This is a genomic window from Arthrobacter sp. SO3 (assembly GCF_020532825.1).
Lineage (GTDB): Bacteria > Actinomycetota > Actinomycetes > Actinomycetales > Micrococcaceae > Arthrobacter.
In genome coordinates, this window is the sequence record NZ_MQTS01000108.1 from 52,804 (window position 1) to 70,505 (window position 17,702).

At 63.0% G+C, this 17,702-nt stretch carries 22 protein-coding genes and 1 pseudogene; 10 read left to right on the top strand and 13 right to left on the bottom strand.

Annotated features, from left to right (window positions below):
- From BJQ90_RS11195 to BJQ90_RS11230, 8 genes are all read left to right on the top strand, one after another.
- A partial coding sequence (locus BJQ90_RS11195; RefSeq protein WP_226760339.1) for a P1 family peptidase occupies positions 1–643 on the top strand: 643 nt, incomplete at its 5' end.
- A gap of 178 nt (positions 644–821) precedes the next feature.
- Complete coding sequence (infA, locus tag BJQ90_RS11200) at positions 822–1,043, top strand: translation initiation factor IF-1 (protein WP_009358723.1); 222 nt, start codon at positions 822–824, stop codon at positions 1,041–1,043.
- Positions 1,044–1,111: 68 nt separating this feature from the next.
- Positions 1,112–1,225: a 50S ribosomal protein L36 gene (gene rpmJ / locus BJQ90_RS11205; RefSeq protein ID WP_009358722.1), complete on the top strand. Its 114-nt coding sequence runs from the start codon at positions 1,112–1,114 to the stop codon at positions 1,223–1,225.
- A 175-nt stretch (positions 1,226–1,400) separates the two neighbouring features.
- Positions 1,401–1,775, top strand: a complete 375-nt coding sequence (gene rpsM, locus BJQ90_RS11210) for a 30S ribosomal protein S13 (protein WP_024366110.1) — start codon at positions 1,401–1,403, stop codon at positions 1,773–1,775.
- 41 nt (positions 1,776–1,816) lie between these two features.
- A complete protein-coding gene (gene rpsK, locus BJQ90_RS11215) occupies positions 1,817–2,218 on the top strand; it encodes a 30S ribosomal protein S11 (RefSeq protein WP_018773682.1) in 402 nt (133 codons plus the stop codon).
- 132 nt (positions 2,219–2,350) lie between these two features.
- Positions 2,351–3,361, top strand: coding sequence for a DNA-directed RNA polymerase subunit alpha (locus BJQ90_RS11220; protein WP_024366109.1), 1,011 nt, complete (start codon positions 2,351–2,353; stop codon positions 3,359–3,361).
- A gap of 77 nt (positions 3,362–3,438) precedes the next feature.
- The gene (rplQ, locus tag BJQ90_RS11225) at positions 3,439–4,128 is read left to right on the top strand and encodes a 50S ribosomal protein L17 (protein WP_226760340.1); all 690 of its coding nucleotides are present in this window, start codon (positions 3,439–3,441) and stop codon (positions 4,126–4,128) included.
- Between the two features lie 32 nt (positions 4,129–4,160).
- Complete coding sequence (locus BJQ90_RS11230) at positions 4,161–5,051, top strand: tRNA pseudouridine synthase A (protein WP_226760341.1); 891 nt, start codon at positions 4,161–4,163, stop codon at positions 5,049–5,051.
- 20 nt (positions 5,052–5,071) lie between these two features.
- On the opposite strand, the gene BJQ90_RS11235 is transcribed toward BJQ90_RS11230, so the two are convergent.
- Entirely contained in the window at positions 5,072–5,899 is an 828-nt protein-coding gene (locus tag BJQ90_RS11235; RefSeq protein WP_226760342.1) for a sensor histidine kinase, read from the bottom strand.
- Positions 5,900–6,151: 252 nt separating this feature from the next.
- On the opposite strand from BJQ90_RS11235, the gene BJQ90_RS11240 reads away from it, so the two are divergent.
- On the top strand, positions 6,152–6,922 hold the full coding sequence (locus tag BJQ90_RS11240) for a response regulator transcription factor (RefSeq protein ID WP_226760343.1): 771 nt from the start codon (positions 6,152–6,154) through the stop codon (positions 6,920–6,922).
- A gap of 113 nt (positions 6,923–7,035) precedes the next feature.
- On the top strand, positions 7,036–7,485 hold the full coding sequence (locus BJQ90_RS11245) for a hypothetical protein (RefSeq protein WP_226760344.1): 450 nt from the start codon (positions 7,036–7,038) through the stop codon (positions 7,483–7,485).
- Between the two features lie 95 nt (positions 7,486–7,580).
- Here the strand turns inward: BJQ90_RS11245 and BJQ90_RS11250 are convergent, their stop codons facing one another.
- The 12 genes and pseudogenes from BJQ90_RS11250 to BJQ90_RS11305 all read right to left on the bottom strand — a co-directional run.
- Positions 7,581–8,069 carry an Hpt domain-containing protein gene (locus tag BJQ90_RS11250; RefSeq protein WP_226760345.1) on the bottom strand — a complete coding sequence of 163 codons (489 nt, stop codon included), beginning with the start codon at positions 8,067–8,069 and terminating at the stop codon, positions 7,581–7,583.
- Positions 8,070–8,197: 128 nt separating this feature from the next.
- A complete protein-coding gene (locus BJQ90_RS11255) occupies positions 8,198–9,079 on the bottom strand; it encodes a type II secretion system F family protein (RefSeq protein ID WP_226760346.1) in 882 nt (293 codons plus the stop codon).
- A 7-nt stretch (positions 9,080–9,086) separates the two neighbouring features.
- A complete protein-coding gene (locus tag BJQ90_RS11260) occupies positions 9,087–10,022 on the bottom strand; it encodes a type II secretion system F family protein (RefSeq protein ID WP_226760347.1) in 936 nt (311 codons plus the stop codon).
- Positions 10,023–10,029: 7 nt separating this feature from the next.
- Complete coding sequence (locus tag BJQ90_RS11265) at positions 10,030–11,520, bottom strand: CpaF family protein (protein ID WP_413463670.1); 1,491 nt, start codon at positions 11,518–11,520, stop codon at positions 10,030–10,032.
- Complete coding sequence (locus BJQ90_RS11270; protein WP_226760348.1) at positions 11,517–12,710, bottom strand: AAA family ATPase; 1,194 nt, start codon at positions 12,708–12,710, stop codon at positions 11,517–11,519. Before BJQ90_RS11270 ends, BJQ90_RS11265 begins: the two co-directional genes overlap by 4 nt.
- Positions 12,707–13,474, bottom strand: a complete 768-nt coding sequence (locus BJQ90_RS11275; RefSeq protein ID WP_226760349.1) for a Flp pilus assembly protein CpaB — start codon at positions 13,472–13,474, stop codon at positions 12,707–12,709. The genes BJQ90_RS11270 and BJQ90_RS11275 overlap by 4 nt, the downstream gene beginning before the upstream one ends.
- A 43-nt stretch (positions 13,475–13,517) precedes the next feature.
- Positions 13,518–14,555 (bottom strand): pilus assembly protein TadG-related protein, encoded by a 1,038-nt coding sequence (locus BJQ90_RS11280; protein WP_226760350.1) that lies wholly within the window; start codon positions 14,553–14,555, stop codon positions 13,518–13,520.
- Entirely contained in the window at positions 14,543–14,917 is a 375-nt protein-coding gene (locus BJQ90_RS11285) for a TadE/TadG family type IV pilus assembly protein (RefSeq protein WP_226760351.1), read from the bottom strand. Before BJQ90_RS11285 ends, BJQ90_RS11280 begins: the two co-directional genes overlap by 13 nt.
- Positions 14,918–15,036: 119 nt before the next feature.
- On the bottom strand, positions 15,037–15,228 hold the full coding sequence (locus BJQ90_RS11290; protein ID WP_226760352.1) for a Flp family type IVb pilin: 192 nt from the start codon (positions 15,226–15,228) through the stop codon (positions 15,037–15,039).
- A 306-nt stretch (positions 15,229–15,534) separates the two neighbouring features.
- Positions 15,535–16,422 carry a type II secretion system F family protein gene (locus tag BJQ90_RS11295; protein ID WP_226760353.1) on the bottom strand — a complete coding sequence of 296 codons (888 nt, stop codon included), beginning with the start codon at positions 16,420–16,422 and terminating at the stop codon, positions 15,535–15,537.
- A gap of 11 nt (positions 16,423–16,433) precedes the next feature.
- Positions 16,434–17,381, bottom strand: coding sequence for a type II secretion system F family protein (locus BJQ90_RS11300; RefSeq protein ID WP_226760354.1), 948 nt, complete (start codon positions 17,379–17,381; stop codon positions 16,434–16,436).
- Positions 17,378–17,702 (bottom strand): annotated as a pseudogene (locus BJQ90_RS11305) (CpaF family protein); the annotation flags it as partial. The pseudogene BJQ90_RS11305 and the gene BJQ90_RS11300, both read right to left, overlap by 4 nt.

The following is a 17,702-nucleotide window of genomic DNA, read 5'->3' on the forward strand; positions in this document are numbered from 1 at the left end:
CGACGTCGAGCGCGGCAACGTCGGCGCCGGCACCGGAGCGGCAATCGGCCGGGGCACATACAAGGGGGGAGTGGGCACAGCCTCCGTCACCCTAGAGAACGGGGTCGTCGTAGGCGCGATAGCAGTCGTGAACGCCCTGGGCTTGCCGTACAGGGGCTTCGACCGGCTCGATGACCAGCAGGAGACGGCGGCGGATCCGGAACCCGGCAGCGTGCGTCTAAGCGGGGGCCACGACGGCGGGGTTCCCTGGCCGAGCTTGCGAGGCGAGGGGGCCGGTGGGGAGGAACGAGCGAGCACGCAGAGGGTTTCGGATTTGCCGCCGCCCTTGAACACGACCCTCGTCGTCGTCGCCACGAACGCGGTCCTGGACAAAGCCGAATGCAAACGCACCGCGTCGGCCGCCCACGCCGGCCTGGCGAGGGCGTTGAACCCCAGCCACACCCTGGCGGACGGGGACACGGTGTTCTGCCTCGCCACCGGTGCGCTCGCGCTGGACCGCAGCAGCGAGACTGCCCGGCAGGTGAGTCTCATTACCCTGCAGAGTGCGGCAGCCGACGTCGTGCGTCTGGCCATCCTCGACGGGATCGCCTGCGCGGAGGCCGTGAGCACGCCGGCGGGTGAATTTGGTGCATACGGAGGCTGAGTGCGCTACGATTGCTGGATTTAACATTCGGCCCGTTATGGCGTAATGTTGTCTGTTGGTTGTCTGCCCTGTTGTGCCCTTTTGGGGCCGGGAGGCATCAGCCAATCAATCAAAAAACGTCCGCGGTGATTTTCGGTGCAAACCGAAGGACTGCGGCAAACAACAGTTAGCGGAGGGTATGGCCAAGAAGGACGGGGTCATTGAGATCGAGGGCGTTGTGACTGAGGCGCTGCCTAACGCGATGTTTCGCGTTGAGCTCACCAACAAGCACATCGTTCTGGCACACATCTCTGGAAAGATGCGCCAGCACTACATCAGGATTCTCCCTGAGGACCGGGTAGTGGTGGAGCTGAGCCCGTACGACCTGACACGTGGTCGTATCGTCTACCGCTACAAGTAAACACTGGGCGGCCAGAGCAACAGCCGAAGGCCGGTCCAGCTGACCACTGCAACACGCAAAGGAACGCCATGAAGGTCAAGCCGAGCGTCAAGCAGATCTGCGAAAAGTGCAAAGTGATCCGCCGTAATGGCCGGGTCATGGTGATCTGCGAGAACCCGCGCCACAAGCAGCGCCAGGGCTAATTTCCCTCTTCGGGAAATCCTGGGTTGCTAACCCACGCAAGTAAATAAAAGGCAGCACAAGCTGATTTGGGACGTATGGGCCCGTACAGCTAACCCCCGGTCGGAGGCTGGGGCCGCACGGATCGTGCGGGTGTACTGCCTACGACCTCCGGTTTATACAAGGAGCACTGCCTCTATGGCTCGTCTCGCTGGCGTAGACATTCCCCGCGAAAAGCGGTTGGAAATTGCGCTTACTTACATCTACGGCGTGGGCAAGACCCGTGCACACGAAACCCTGGCTGCCACCGGCATCAGCGCGGACGTTCGGGTCAAGGACCTGTCCGACGCCGAGCTTGTCCAGCTGCGTGATTACATTGAAGGCAACTACAAGGTTGAGGGTGACCTTCGCCGCGAAGTAGCAGCAGATATCCGCCGCAAGGTTGAAATCGGCAGCTACGAAGGTATTCGCCACCGTAAGGGCCTGCCAGTGCGCGGACAGCGTACGAAGACGAACGCACGTACCCGTAAGGGTCCGAAGCGCACCGTTGCAGGCAAGAAGAAGACCCGCTAAACCGCTCGTCTTCCCCCCGATAACTTTCTGTAGGAGAAATAATGCCCCCGAAGACTCGTGGCGCGGTTCGCAAGCCGCGTAAGAAGGACAAAAAGAATATCGCGCTGGGCCAGGCGCACATCAAGAGCACCTTTAACAACACCATTGTTTCCATCACGGATCCGAATGGCGCTGTCATCTCCTGGGCTTCGTCCGGTGAGGTTGGCTTCAAGGGCTCACGTAAGTCCACCCCGTTCGCAGCCCAGATGGCCGCCGAAGCCGCCGCAAAGCGCGCGCAGGAGCACGGTATGCGCAAGGTTGACGTATTCGTCAAGGGCCCGGGTTCGGGTCGCGAAACGGCTATCCGTTCGCTGCAGGCTGCTGGCCTTGAGGTTGGATCCATCCAGGATGTAACCCCCAGCGCCCACAACGGCTGCCGTCCGCCGAAGCGCCGCCGCGTCTAAGGCTTTCCAACGCACCGGTGCTTGCCCGGACCTTCACGGGTCCGGGCAAGCCCAGCCGCGTTAAGTCTCAGACCGATCTTTCCACCACCTGTGTTGCGTCATATAGCGGATGCTCGCCGAAAGGAAACCTAAGTGCTCATTGCACAGCGCCCCACCCTCTCCGAAGAGGTCGTCTCCGACAACCGCTCCCGTTTCATTATTGAACCGCTGGAGCCCGGTTTCGGTTACACCCTCGGAAACTCCCTCCGCCGTACCCTGCTCTCCTCCATCCCCGGTGCCTCTGTCACGAGCATCCGGATCGATGGCGTGCTGCACGAGTTCACCACGGTTCCGGGTGTCAAGGAAGATGTCACTGAGATCATCCTGAACATCAAGAACCTGTCGGTGTCCTCCGAGCACGACGAGCCGGTTGTTGCTTACCTGCGCAAGCAGGGCCCGGGAGTCGTCACCGCCGCGGACATCGCTCCGCCGGCCGGCGTCGAATTCCACAACCCGGATCTGCACATTGCCACGCTGAACTCGAAGGGCAAGTTCGAACTCGAACTGACCATCGAGCGCGGCCGCGGCTACGTTTCGGCAGCTCAGAACAAGTCCGGCGACTCCGAGATCGGCCGCATTCCGGTCGACTCGATCTACTCGCCGGTCCTGAAGGTTACTTTCCGCGTGGAAGCTACCCGTGTTGAGCAGCGCACTGACTTCGACAAGCTCATTGTCGACGTCGAGACCAAGCAGGCCATCGCCCCGCGCGATGCCGTTGCTTCGGCAGGCACCACCCTGGTGGAACTGTTCGGTCTGGCCCGCGAGCTGAACACCGCAGCTGAAGGTATCGAGATTGGCCCGTCGCCGACGGATGCTGCCCTGGCAGCAGACATGGCCCTGCCGATCGAGGATCTGGACCTCACCGTCCGTTCCTACAACTGCCTCAAGCGTGAGGGCATCCACACCGTGGGTGAACTCGTGGCCCGCTCCGAGGCCGACCTCATGGACATCCGTAACTTCGGTGCGAAGTCCATCGATGAGGTCAAGGCAAAGCTGGTTGAACTGGGCCTGTCCCTCAAGGACTCGCCTCCCGGTTTTGACCTCGCAGCACGCGCCGCAGCAATTGAAGAGGACGACGCCGCTTTCAGCGACGACGAGCTCTAACAAACAGATCTTGGCCTGCCGGCTGGATGCACCATGGTGTGCGCAGCCCAACGGCTTCCATATGAGGAGAAACTATTATGCCTACCCCCGCTAAGGGTCCGCGCCTCGGAGGCGGAGCAAGTCACGAGCGTCTGATGCTCGCGAACCTGTCCGCCGCACTGTTCGAGCACAAGCGGATCACCACCACGGTGACCAAGGCCAAGCGACTGAAGCCGTACGCCGAGCGTCTGGTGACCTTCGCCAAGCGTGGCGACTTGGCTTCCCGCCGCCGTGTACTCGGCTTGATCAGCGACAAGGGCATCGTCCACGAGCTGTTCACCGACATTGCACAGGCAGTGGAGAACCGCAACGGTGGCTACACGCGCATCACCAAGATCGGCAACCGCAAGGGCGACAACGCTCCCATGGCTGTCATCGAACTGGTTCTCGAGCCGGTTTCCGCCAAGCAGGCAGTCGTAGCCGAGGCTACCCAGGCTGCTGCCAAGGCTGCTCCGGCCGCCGAGGAAGCTCCCGCCGAGGCCGAGGTTGTTGAGACCGAAGCCGCTGAGTCCAAGTACGCCGGCTCCAAGCCGGCTACCGCTGACAACGTTGCTCCTGAGGGCTTCGCCGTCAAGGGCAACGAGGACTCCATGAAGTTCCACGTTCCGGGATCCCGCTGGTACGACTCGACGGTTGCTGAAGTTTGGTTCGACTCTGCAGAGTCGGCCGAAGCTGCCGGCTTCGCACCTGCCGGCGGCGACGCTGCGCAGGCTGGCGACGCTGAGTAGTCTCGCCTTCTTTCCCTAGTAGACTTAAGTCTATGAACGACCAGAAACCCGCTGCCCCCGTTAGAGGGGGCGGCGGGTTTTTGCGTGTCCGGCTTGATCTTGCGTACGACGGCGGTCCCTTCAGCGGGTGGGCTGTCCAGCCCGGACGGCGCACCGTCCAGGGCACGCTCGAAGAGGCCATTGCACTGCTCATCCGCCGGCCCATCAGGGTCACCGTCGCCGGGCGGACCGACGCCGGCGTGCACGCCCGCGGCCAGGTGGTCCACGTGGACTTCACCGAGACGGAGTGGATGGGCCTGAACCGCGGCGTGGAACTGGACCCCGCAGTTGCCCTGCTGCGGCGGCTCCGCGGCGCCCTCAGCCGCGGACTCGGGGACCTGACCGGGGCGATCGAGGTCCACAAGGTCTCCATCGCTCCCGAAGGCTTCGACGCACGGTTCTCCGCGCTCTGGCGCCGCTACAGCTACCGGATCGCGGACGGGCCCGCCCTCTGGGATCCGCTGGGCCGGACCTCCACGCTGTGGCATCAGGACCGGCTCGACGTCGGGCTGCTCAACGAAGGCGCCGCACAGCTGCTGGGCCTCCAGGATTTCCGGTCCTACTGCAAGCCGCGGGAAGGCGCCACCACCATCCGGGAACTTCAGCGCTTCGAGTTTGCCCGGGGCGCCGACGGGGTCATTGTGGCCACGGTCCAGGCGGATGCGTTCTGCCACAACATGGTGCGGTCCCTCGTGGGATCGGCGCTGTTCGTGGGGGCCGGCATCGAGAAGCCGGTGTGGCTCTTGGAACGGCTGCTGGCCCGCCAGCGCGACGCGAAGTCTGTCCTCTCGGCCCCGCATCCGCTGGTGCTGGAGGAAGTGGCCTACCCCACCGCCAGCGGGCTGCTGGCCAGGGCCGAGCTCACGCGCGCTAAGCGGCATTAGGGCTGCCCACCCGGCCCCGACTACGAGGCCGGCGTGGTCTGCTGGGCGGGAAGCTCCACCGTAAAGGTGCTCCCGCAGCCCGGCAGCGTGCGGCAGGATATGGTGCCGCCGTGCCGTTCGATGATCGCCTTGGTGATGGACAGGCCCAGCCCGATGCCGGGAATCGAGCCTTCGCGGACCGCGGGGCTGCGGAAGAACCGGGTGAAGACCCGGTCGGCGTCGGCGGCTGTCATTCCCATTCCGTCATCCTCCACGTGCAGCAGCACCCTGCCTCCCTCCTGGCCGGCGGAGACGCGGACGGTGCCGCCTGCGGGTGAATACTTGATGGCGTTGGATACGAGGTTGTCGACGGCCTGACTGATCCGCAACGGATCAACGTCGGCCCAGAGCGGTGCCGGGATGTCCATGGAGAGCGAGACCTGGGCTGCCTCGGCATGGGCCTGGGCGGAGCCGAGGCTGGTTTCGACCAGGTTGGCCAGATCGGTCCGGCGCGGGTGGACGTGCAGTGTTGAATCGGCGGACACCAGCAGGTCCGAGACCAGTGCCAGCAGGCGTTCAGCGTTCCGTTGCGCGACTTCGATCCGGCGCACGGCGGTGGGGGAGAGTTCTTCCGATTCGCCGAGCACCAGATCCAGGTTGCCGATGATGGACGTCAACGGTGTGCGGAACTCGTGAGAGACATTGGCGACGAGGTTGTCCTTGGCCGTCAGCGCGTCGACCACCCCCGCGACCTCATCGCTGAGCTGCCGCTCGCGTTCGAGGCTGTCCTCGAGGAGGGCATTGAGTTCGGCTTCGCGGCCTCCGGTCGGCCGGAGCAAAGTCTGCAGACGCCGCGGGAATCCCGCCAAGTAACCCTCCGGGTTCCGGACCGGTTGCTGTTTACCCAATGAAGCCTCGCCCCTTTCCCGCTGCCTCGATTCAACAGCACTCGCCACGCTAGCTTGACACACGATGAATATTTGTGGCCACGGCTGTGCCTAAACAGTTTTTACCGCCATTGCGTGGGTATTGTGACATTACTGGTGCACCATGAGTGCACAGCAGTAACAACGCGGCCGCTATGGGGGTAGCTGCCGCAGCATCAGATGCAAAGGGGGGCCATGACTGACTTGGGAGTTGCAGTCGTCGTCGAGGACGACGAGGACGTACGTCACCTTGTGGAAGCCGTGTTGAGCCAGGCGGGATTTGACGTCCACGGCGCAGCTAGCGGGCGTGAGGGGGTCGAGGTGGTGCGGAGCCAGAAGGCGAGCGTCGTCACCCTGGACGTGGGCCTCCACGATATTGACGGCTTTGAAGTCCTGCGCCGGATCCGGCAGTTCAGCGATGCCTACGTGGTCATGCTGACCGCGAGGACGGACGAGCTGGACACCCTTACCGCGCTGCACACCGGGGCCGACGACTTTATGACCAAACCGTTCCGGCCGCGTGAGCTCCGGGCCCGGGTGGCTGCCATGATGCGCAGGCCCCGGCTGGACCCCGCCGACGGCAGCTTCCGGGAGCCGGGGGAGCCGGCGGCGAAGAGTTTGGAGCTGCCCCAGGATGCGGTGTTTAGGCACAACGGGCTCGTGCTGAACCCGCACACCCGGTCGGTCACCCTTGACGGAGTTCCCACCAGCCTGACACGCAGTGAGTTCGATCTTCTGCACGCCCTGCTGAAGGGGGCCGGAGCGGTCCGGTCGAAGGTAGATCTGGTCCGGGTGGTGCGGGGCGAATACTACGGAGCGGACGCGTACATCAGCGAATCCGACGAGCGTGCCGTCGAAGTGCATATCGGCAACCTGCGGCGCAAGCTGCGGGAGGACCCGCTGCAACCCCGCTGGCTTCAGACGGTCCGCGGGGTGGGGTACCGGCTCGCGCCGGCCCTGGACTAACGCGCCTCACCTGTTCAGCGGCGACGGAACCTGGGACAAGACCCGCTCCGGATCCTCGCACGAAATGCTGGCAGGAGGCAGAGCGACTTGTAATGATGGGTGGGAATCCGCACATGTTTGAAGTCGAAGCGACTGAAGACGGCCGCGAACACCGTGTCGTACTGACGGCCACCGACGTCTACCTGAAGTGGCTGGTGGCGGGTGGCCCCTACTTCACCGAAGTTTTCAAACTTGTACATCCCGGAGGAAGTATCCCCTTTACCACGGTGCGTGAGCCAGGAGCGGACCCCGAATCAGGGCTGCCCTACTTCGTATTCAAGTTTTTGACTTTTGGGAGCGCGCCGAAGGCTCACCGAAATACTAAAGATTTGATTAACCGCACCTTTGATGATGAGACCGAAAAGCGATGCTGGATGAAAGTCGCAGCAGAAGCCCTTCTGGTTTTTGGCTGGGCCTATAACGGGCTGAAAGCTCCACATCCGAGCTACACGCGCGTTGATCTAGACGGGAAAATCTACACTCTTAAGGACTTCGGCTACACCCTCAACTCGAAATCAGGTTAGAGCCGGACTGGCAAATTGGGGTCTCGGTCGGTACGGCAGCACGCACTTTGATTTCCGCACTGGCAAAGCCAACGAGAACCCGTGGGATACACGCCCTAACGGTCCCGGAGGTTGTAGCTGAGCTGCAGCTCGTCCACCGTTTCGTTTCCGCTCTCTGCGACTTCACGCAGCAGCAACCGCGCGCGGTCGGCGTCCCGGACGCGGATGGCGTCTTCAAGCTCCCGGGCAAGCTCGGCCAGGCGGACGCCGCCCACCATCGCCGAGGATGTCTTCAAACTCAGGACGGCGTCCATGGCCGCGTCTTCGTCACCACTGCCGAGGGACGAAGCGAGGGACTGGTAGCGCTGGTCCCACATGTTCGTGTAGTCCCTCGCGAAGCCCTTAGCCACGGCAGGGCTGTCCAGCTGGGACCCGAGTTCCTGCAGGGCGGAGGGGTCCACCAGTGGGGTCGTCGTGTCGGCCGGCGTCGGGGCCTGGCCTTCATCTGCGAGGCTTACGCCGCCTGGGCCCGCGCCACAGGTGCAGGCGCCGGCGGAGGAGTCATTGTTTGCGTCGCCGCCGTCTGAATCACCTTGAAAGGACATGTGACCACGCTACTGCCTGCTCCGGCCGGTGCTTAATAATCCGGCGTTTCCTGTGGCAAACTTGCGGCTTTACGGGTGCATTCCTGAGTTGATCCCCCCGCTTCCGCGGGACCGGCATCCCCCTGCAACTAGTGACTGAAGGTGTCGATCGCGTTGATGACGGCCGGGCCAAGGATGGCAATGAAGAGGACCGGGAAAATGAAGAAGAGCAGCGGAAAAAGGATCATCACAGGTAGCTTCATGGCCTTCTCTTCGGCCCGCTGCCGGCGCTTGACCCGCATGACTTTGGCTTGGATCCGGAGCACCCTGCTGATGGCGATGCCGTAGGTATCCGCCTGGACCACGGCCTGGACGAAGCTGCGCAGTTCAGGGATGCTGGTCCGTTCCGCCAGCGCCAGATAGGACTCGCGGCGGCTCCGGCCCACCTGCATGTCCTGAAGCGTCCGGACGAGTTCCTCAGCGAGGGGGCCCTTGCCGTTTTCTCCGGCTCGGGCCATGGCTCCTTCGAACCCCAAGCCTGCTTCCACCGAGATGAGCATCTGGTCCAGGGTATTGGCCAGTTCCATTTGTATGGCCTTCTGCCGCTCCTGGCCCTTGCTATGGAGCATCAGATCGGGCATGAAGTAGCCCAGCAGGGCCACAAAGATTCCCACCAGCTTCATGATGGGGGTGGAACCTGTGGCGCCGATGTAAAGGCCGAGCAGGGCACCGCTCAGGCCCAGCAAGGGCTTGGCGGCCAGTACGCGTCCGAGTGGAAGGGACGTGGGGCGGCCGGCAAGGGACAGGAGCTTGTCGAGTTTGCGGACATACCCGGCCGGAGTCAGAACGTACCCGATGCGTTCCAGCAGCGAGGTCCGCTGTTCCGCAGTGAGCTCTGCGGTTTCCGTGCCCGCTGCCAACTGCTCGCGGATGGCTTGGTGGGACTTCCGGTCCACCGAGAGCGCTGCCCAGACGAGATAGCCGAGCGGCACGGAAACTAGGAGCAAGGCGAGTAGTACGGAGGGGTCCATCGGTACCTCAGAACTTCAGATCGATGATCTTGCGCATCCACAGACCGCCAATGGTCATCATGACGAAGGACACTCCGATCAGGATCCAACCCAGGAGGTGAGTGAACATGGAGTTCATGTAGCCGGGGTTGGCAACCATGAGTATCGCGACGATACCGAATGGCATAGCCATCAGAATATACGCGGAGAATTTTCCCTCGGCCGCCAGGGACTTGATGTGGCCCTTGATTTCGCTGCGCTCGCGGATGGTTTCGCCCACCTGGTCCAGGACTTCGGCGAGGTTCCCGCCCACTTCCCGGTTGATCTGGATGGCCTGTGCAATCCAGACAAAGTCGTCGCTCCGCATCCGCCCGGCTGTGTCGGTAAGGGATGACTGGAGGTCCCGGCCGAGGCTCGTTTCGGTAATGACCCGGCGCATCTCTTCCGCGGTGGGACTTTGCGATTCGGCAGCGGCGGCGTCAATGGCCCGCAGGATGCTGTGGCCTGCCCTGAGTCCGCCCGAGAGGAGTTGGAGGGTGTCGCCAAGCTGCTGGTCAAACTTGACACGGCGTTTTCCGGTCAGGAAGCCGATCACAAGGCGCCCGGCCAGTGGTGCCAGCAGTACGAAGAGGATAGCCAGTAACGGACCGGCGACGACGAAGCCCGCCAGCGCGCCGACGAAGGCGCCGGCCAGCACCAACACGAAGAAGTCGGACTGGCCCATCCGGAGGCCTGCGTTTTCGAGTTCTTCCCTGCTGAACAGCCGCACTTTTCGCTGCGCGAAGTAGCCGTCGACCAGGTTGACTGCAGAGCCGGCGAACCGGGTCAGCTGGGAGTCTGGCTGGTCCTGGACGGGCTTGCGCCGGTCCGGCGGCACGCGAGCCCTTCGCGGCGCGAGTAAGACGAATCCGAGCAGCAGCAGGGCCGCCGAGAACAGGCCAACGCCAATGGGGAGTATCGTCAAGTCGGGCTCACTGCCTTCCGGCTGGCGCCAAAGGGGCGGCGAACACGCTCGGCGAAACCTGGATGCCAAAGTCTTCGAATCGGTCGATGAATCGGGGACGGATGCCAGTGGGGACCGGTTTGCCTAGGAACCGGCCGTGGGCGTCGACGCCGGCGGAGTAGTCGAACACGAAGGCATCCTGCAGCGTGACGATGTCCCCTTCCATGCCTTGGACCTCGGTGACGTGGGTGATGCGGCGGGTTCCGTCGCGCAGCCGGGAGATCTGGATAATCAGGTTAACGGCGGAGGCGATCTGCTCACGGATGGCGCGGAGTGGCAGGTCCATTCCCGCCATCAGGACCAGGGTCTCCAGTCGGGCGACGGCATCTCGGGGCGAGTTGGAGTGCACTGTGGACAGCGAGCCGTCGTGGCCCGTATTCATGGCCTGGAGCATGTCCAGCGACTCCCCGCCGCGAACCTCACCGACGACTATCCGGTCCGGGCGCATTCGTAGGGAGTTCCGCAGCAGCTCACGGATGGTGACCTCGCCTTTGCCCTCGGTATTCGGCGGACGGCTTTCCAGCCGTACGACGTGGCGCTGCTGGATTTGGAGTTCGACGGCGTCCTCGATCGTCACGATGCGCTCGTCATGGGGCAGGAAGGAAGAGAGAACATTCAGGAGTGTTGTTTTTCCGGTGCCCGTGCCTCCAGAGACGATGATATTCAGCTTTGCCTTAACGCAGGCATCGAGGAGCTCCGCCATCTCAGGGGTGAGAGTGCCGAACTCGATGAGGTTTTGGACCGTGAGCGGAACCTTGCTGAATTTTCGGATTGTCAGCGAAGAGCCACCCACCGCGAGGGGCGGGATGACGGCGTTGACGCGGGACCCGTCCTCAAGGCGTGCGTCGACGAGCGGGGATGATTCGTCGATGCGGCGTCCCACCTTGGAGACAATGCGCTCGATCACCTTGCGCAGGTGGTCTTCGGAACTGAACCGGGATTCGGAAAGCGTCAGCTTGCCGTGACGTTCAACGTAAATCTGGTCCATGCCATTGACCATGATTTCCGTCACCGCGGAATCATCGAGGAGCCGCTGCAACGGTCCATAGCCCAGCACATCGTCTGCCACATCCTGGACCAGCCGGAGGCGTTCCTCTCCGGAGAGCGGCACCTGTTCTGCGTCGATGATGCGGGTGAGTTCTTCACGGGCGGAGGAGCGCAAGTCGTCTTCGGTGACGGCGGAGTCATTGAAGCGCGTCCCCAGACGCTCGAACAGGGCGGTGGCGGCGCGCTGTTTCAGGGCGGCAAAGACATCAACCGGCTGCTGGCCGGCAGACCGGAGCGCCTCCGTTTGTACTTCTAAAGTGGGGGCGGCGATCGCCGTCCGCGGCCTTTCCACGGGCGTCGGGGCCTTCAGGATTTTCGGAGGCGCGGCAGGGGCTGAAGCGGCCTCGGGAGAAGGCCTGGCCGCGGCCGGCAAACCGCTTTCAGCGGCGGCGAGCCGTTCAGAGAGCCTCACTGGACCACCACGCGCCGGTGCAGTTTCTTCTTTGCCCGGGCACGCCACGCAGGATCGAACCGCTCAACCAGCTGCCGTAACCCTTTGACGGCAGGGTCCTTGCGACTCTCCTGGAGCACCGGGATACCCCGGTTTGTGGAGAACGCCACGGCCTTGGACCGTGGAATGCTGATGTCGACAGGCGCACCGATGGTGGCTTCAACATCCTGAACGCTAAGTCCGGATGCGGAATCCGCCAGATTCAGCACCACATGGCGCGTCTCCGGCTGGAGGTCCAAGCGCCGGAGGATTTCGAGGCCGGACCTCAGCCCGCGGATGCTGGGCACGTCCATGGCGGTCACCCAGACAATGTCTGTGCACTGCTCCAGAGCTGCCAGGCCCACCTCCGGTAACCCCGGGGCCGTGTCCACGACGACGTACTGGAACTGTTCCGCGAGCTGCCCAAGCAGGCGCGTTACATGCTCGGGCGTGATGTTGTCCGCTTCTTCGGGGCTCCTCGGTGCACATAGAGCATAGATGTTACCGGGGTGCACGGTCAGGAACGCCTTAAGGACCAGGGAATCGCGGCTCGCCGCCGGGGAGACCGCGTCGGTCACGGTGTGCTCCGGGTGGAGGTACAACCCCGAGGCGACGTCTCCGAACTGCAGGTCCAGATCCACAATGACAACGCTCATGGGGGCCACCTGCCCCAGCCCGATGGCGATGTTGGTGGCAATTGTCGTTTTGCCCACTCCGCCTTTCGGCGAGAAGACCCCAATCACCAGACCCTTCGGGGCATCCGGTTCTTGAACGGCCGCAGACCGGTTTTTGCTGGCAAACGACTGGCAGGCTCGTTCCAGCATGACGCGGATCTGTGCAGCATCAGCGTGCGGGCTGAGAATATCCCGGATGCCGGCGCGCATGGCCAGCAGCAGGAAATCGGGGTCAGGCTCACCCACCAGGATGACGCTGAGCTCCGAAAGCTGGACGTCAAAGACTGTGGCCAAACGCAGGGCGTCGTCGACGGGTACGTCCGGTCCAAGGATGAGGACCTCGGGGCGCTGTTGGTCGAGCTTCGCAAACAACTCGCCGGGATCGGAAGGATTGACGTGCGCGAAGGTCTGCAGCCCGCCCGGCAGCCCTCCCGCCAGAGCCAGGCGCACGCGGGCATCGAAGTCGGCATTCGGGGTGATCAGTACAAATCGGCTCACTTGTATACTTCCGGTTTCGTCATGATGCCGGGGCGGCCGCTGTCCTTGGCATTGAGCGGCTCCTTGCTCAGCCAGAGCGAGCCGAATTCGGTGCCGTAGACGATCCTGGTGGCGTCCACATCGTTCACGGCAACCGTCAGCAGCAACGATCCAGTGGGCAGCGACGTGTCCTCGACCGGGACCCCTGAGCCGCTGGCGGTGGGCTGGGGCGAAGGATTGGCGGTGGCAGCCCGCTGCACTGCCGTCACCAGGACTTTGTGGAGCGTCAGTTGCGTGGTCTCTTTGTCCGGTTTTGCCTCAATGCCGCCATTCTTCAACGAGATGAAGATACCGATGTGGTCCCCGGCCACGAGCCTGCCACCGACAACCCGCTGGGGATCCAGCTGGAAGGAGATCTCCTGGAGCCCTTCAGGGACCTGCACGGATCCGCTGGACTGGAGGGATTCTGGCGCAGTCAGTCGTTCCGCGACTAGCTGCTCACCCGGCAGCAGCTCCACGGCGGTGACCTTGCCGGACACGCCGTCGAGACTGTGCAGCGCGGACTTGGCCACGGCGGTGCCCGGAAGCTTCTGGGCGGTCAGGAAGGGCAGGAGGCTTTCCACGGGAGTGCCGGCCGGGACGGTCTGGGCCACCATCAGGACATCCACGGGTTCAAGATCCTTGACGGCACGCTCGTCCGCGCCGCTGGCGTATGACACCACGAGCAAGGCACCGATGATGGCTAGGACCACGGCGGCGATCCCGGCCAATAAGCGTGACTTCAAAGACTGCTCCTGTATTGGTATGACACTCTGTGGTGCTGAGGGATCATTGCGCGAGCCGGACGACGGTGGCGCCGTTGGGGTCTACGGGCCCGAGGCTGAATCCGCTGGCCAGGGACACATATTTGATGAAGCCCCCTATGATTCCCCTGCAGTTGTTATCACACGCCACGGCAGAGGGGACATCAGGGGAGGTGTTGTGGAACGCGGTTGGAAGGCTGTTGTTGCCGCTAAACTTCCAGCCTGCGACCTTGTAGGCCGCAAACGAGGTCAGGCCGTAAACAGAGCCAGCCCCCGTGCCTGTCACCTTGTTGAAGACCGGAAGCAGGACGACAACGTCCCGACCAAGGGAAATCTCCTTCGCCCAGCTCTGCAGCGTGGCGTCACAGGCACCGGGCGAGCTATTGCCAGGATCGCTGCCGCCTTCGCTCACCGCCAGATTGATCAAGCCGCCGCAGATGCCGGGATCATTGGGGAGCCAACCGAAGCCGCCCTCGACAGCAGCCCCCGAGGGCCCATAGTTGCAGCCGGGATTGGCCCCGCTTCCGTGATTCTGCAGCAGTTGCAGGCTGCCGTCGACATGGCCCTGCACCTGGCAGATCGAAAAGGTGAGGGGGAAGGCGGTCGTCCCGGCAGAAGGGCTGCCCCACTGCGCTGTTGAGGAGGCGTTTACTTCTACGCTGCTGAACCCGAGGGTGCGGGCAAAGAATAGCGAAACGGAATTTGGAACCGTGTCCGCCTCCTGGGCGCCCGCCGTGACCGTGACCGTGCGTGCCGTCTTATCGAGGAGAAGACTCTTCACATTGCTCAGCCGATCGCCGGCGTTGCCGTTCGCGAGGACGCGAGCCAGGACAGAGTTAGTGGCACAATCGGTGTCGTTGATGTTGAGGGCACACTTTTGCGCCACAGCCAGCGCCGCTGCGTCTGCGCCGTTATGCAACTGCGTCCGCTCGGCGTAGAGGATTCCTGCGTCGACGGCGATTGCGGCGCAACCCAGCAGCGCCACCATGAGGAGGGCGACGACGACGCTGACGGCGCCCAGTTCGCGGTCCTGGGGAGGCCCGACTTCAGCTAGCCGCCGCATAGCATGACCCCTTTGCCTTCCATTGGGAACGGGCCAGCGATGCGTGTCATGGTGGACAGGGTGTACGTGATTGTGAAGGTCACTTGCGCGCCAGAGGTGCAGGTCGCCGGGCTTATTGTGATGTCACCGTCTGCCAGCGCGGGTTGCAGCCCAACGGCCGCGTTCTTGGCTGCAGTGAGGGCAGCTGTGGAGTTATTGCCGATTGCCATCACCCGCACACCTTCGCGGGCGGCACTCGAAAGGGTGATCTGCGCGTTATAGGCACGGCCGAATTCCGTGATGCCGAGCACCAGCGTGATCAGGACGGGCGCCAAGAGTGCGAACTCCACAGCTGCAGCGCCATGCTCCCTGCCCTTGCGCATGCGTTGTGACCTTTCTCGGGTGGAAACGGTGGCCGCAGCAGGGTCTGAAAGCGAGAAATGGTGCGGTGAGGTAAAAGCACCTCGCCGCACCATAATCGGTCCCCCGTTGGATCGAGTGGCTACAGCTTGTCTGCGATGCCGCTGAACATGCTTGACAGGTTGGTACCGAGCGTCGTGACGATGGCGATGATGGCGACGGCGATGAGGGCGACCATGAGGCCGTACTCCACAGCAGTTGCACCCTTCTCCTCGAGTAGGCGGTTCTTGGCCGTGAATCCTAGGGTCTGGAGGGTTGCGATAAGAGAAAGCATGAAGACTCCTGAGCGAGTTTGGCGGCTGGCCCTGCACCAGCACTGAGAGGAACATAGCAAGCGCCGACACGCCGAAGAATGGATTCTGAGGCATCCTGCGCCAAGACTTCCCAAACTGCACATTTACTGTCTGTTCCCTGCGTGAATTCTGCGCTGGAGTGGCGGGGATCCCCGTCACTGGGCGGACGCAAAGAGGACCCCCTCGGCTTCTGGGGGCCGAAGGGGTCCGGTCTGTGGGGACCCCCTCGGCTCTGGGTCCGAGGGGGTCCGGTCATGGGGGCGCTGTTGAAGCCGCCTTAATTTCTCCTACATGTTGGAGAAAGCCGCGATCATGTTGATGGCCGCAGGCCCGAGGATGACGATGAAGAGCACGGGCAGGATGCACAGCATCAGGGGGAACAACACTTTGATGGGAAGCTTCATTGCCTTCTCTTCAGCGCGCTGCCGTCTCTTGATTCTCATTTGCTGTGCCTGGGTCCGAAGGACGCTAGCTATCGCGATGCCGTACACATCCGCCTGGACGACGGCCCGCACGAAGCTCCGCAGGTCAGGGGCGCCGGTGCGTTCAGCCATGGCTAGATATGCTTCCCGGCGGCTCCTGCCGACCTGCATGTCCTGCAGCGTCCGGAGGAGTTCCGCGGCGAGCGGGCCCTTCCCGTTTTGTCCAGCGCGCGCCATTGCTGATTCAAACCCGAGTCCGGCTTCCACCGAAATCAGCATTTGGTCCAGGGTGCTGGGCAACTCCAGTTCGATTGCCTCCTGGCGCTTCGCCCCCTGGCTGTGCAGGAGGAGGTCCGGAACGAAGTACACAAGCACCGTCACAAACAACGCCAGAATGACAGTTGGTCCCGTTGGGCTCTTGAGGACATACAAGACACCCAACAGGCCAGCGATCAAGGCGAGGGCCGGCTTGACTACCAGCAGGCGCTCCAACGGCAGGCCCGCTGGCCTTCCTGCCTTGGCGAGCAGCTTATCGAGCCATGCCGGATACCCCTTGGGGGCCAAGCGCTGCCCCAGTTTCACGAGCCTGAGGGCATCTACGCCCCCCGGCCCGTCCGCTGGTTTCCCCTTACTTCGTCCCAGATTGCTGCGGACAGCTGCCAGGCCGGTTCGGTCGACTGAGATGACTGCCCAAACCATAACCGAGCAGGGAACAACGATGATTGCCACTATGAACCAGGCCATTGCGCTCATGTTTGTTCCCCCTAGAACTTGATCTTGACGACGCGGCTCAGCCAGAAGGAGCCGACCGCCAGCAGTACAACGGCAAACCCGAGCATGATCCAACCAAGCACGCTGGTGTATAGAACCCCGAGGTAGCCGGGGTTAGTTATGCTAAGGAAAAGAAAGATGCCGACGGGCAATGCGATGAGGATATAGGCTGACAGCTTGCCCTCGGCACTGAGGGATTTCACCTGGCCCTTGATCTGCATCCTTTCGCGGATGGTCGCTCCCACATGATCCAGTACCTCGGCGAGGTCACCACCGACTTCCCGGTGAATCTCGATGGCCTGGGCCGTCCAGTCGAAATCTTCGCTGCGCAAGCGTCCCGCTGCGTCGGCCATAGAGTCTTTCAGGTCCCGTCCAAGCCTGGTCTCGTTTACCAGCCGCGCGAATTCCTCCGAAGTCGGGGCATCCGACTCCTGGGCAACAGCGTCCACCGCTCGAAGCAGGCTGTGACCTGCCCGCAGTCCGCCGGACAGCATCTGCACGGTGTCGCCGAGCTGCGCTTCGAACTTCGCCCGACGCCTCCCGGCCATAATGCTCAGGAAGAGTATGCCGGCGATTGGCGTCAACAGCACGAACAGCAGGGCCAGTCCCCAGCCAGCCAGAACAAAACCGATGCCTCCCGCGGTCACGGCTATACAGCCGAGCAGAAGAATATAGTCCGCCTGGCCTATGCGTAGCCCTGCTTCCTCCAAAGAGTTGACGGAGCCGAAGCTGGCATTCCGGCTGACATTGCGGTCGACGAAGGAGGATGCTGAGGCCGTTACACGCGTGAGGACTGACGGTTGCTCGGCGACACCTGGCCTTCTGCGCGACAACTCGATGTTCGCTTCCCTTCCGCGAAGAGTCACCAGCAAAAGGAACCCCAGCGCGGCGAAACAAAGCAGGAGGCCAAGTACCAACAGAACCGGACTTGTCGCGGTCACCGGTAGCCACCGCCAATCGGAGACTTCCCGAAGACGGCAGGGGAGAGTGCGATACCCAAGTCCGCGAAGTGATCTACGAAACGGGGCCTGACGCCGGTGGGAACCGGCCGTCCCAGGAACCGTCCGTTCGCGTCCATCCCGGCGCTGTAATCGAATGTGAAGGCGTCCTGAAGCGTCACGATGTCCCCTTCCATCCCTTGGACTTCCGTGACATGCGTGACTCGTCTCGTTCCGTCCCGAAGGCGCGAGATATGCACGATCAGGTTCACTGCAGAGGCGATCTGCTCGCGGATGGCACGGAGCGGCAGGTCCATTCCCGCC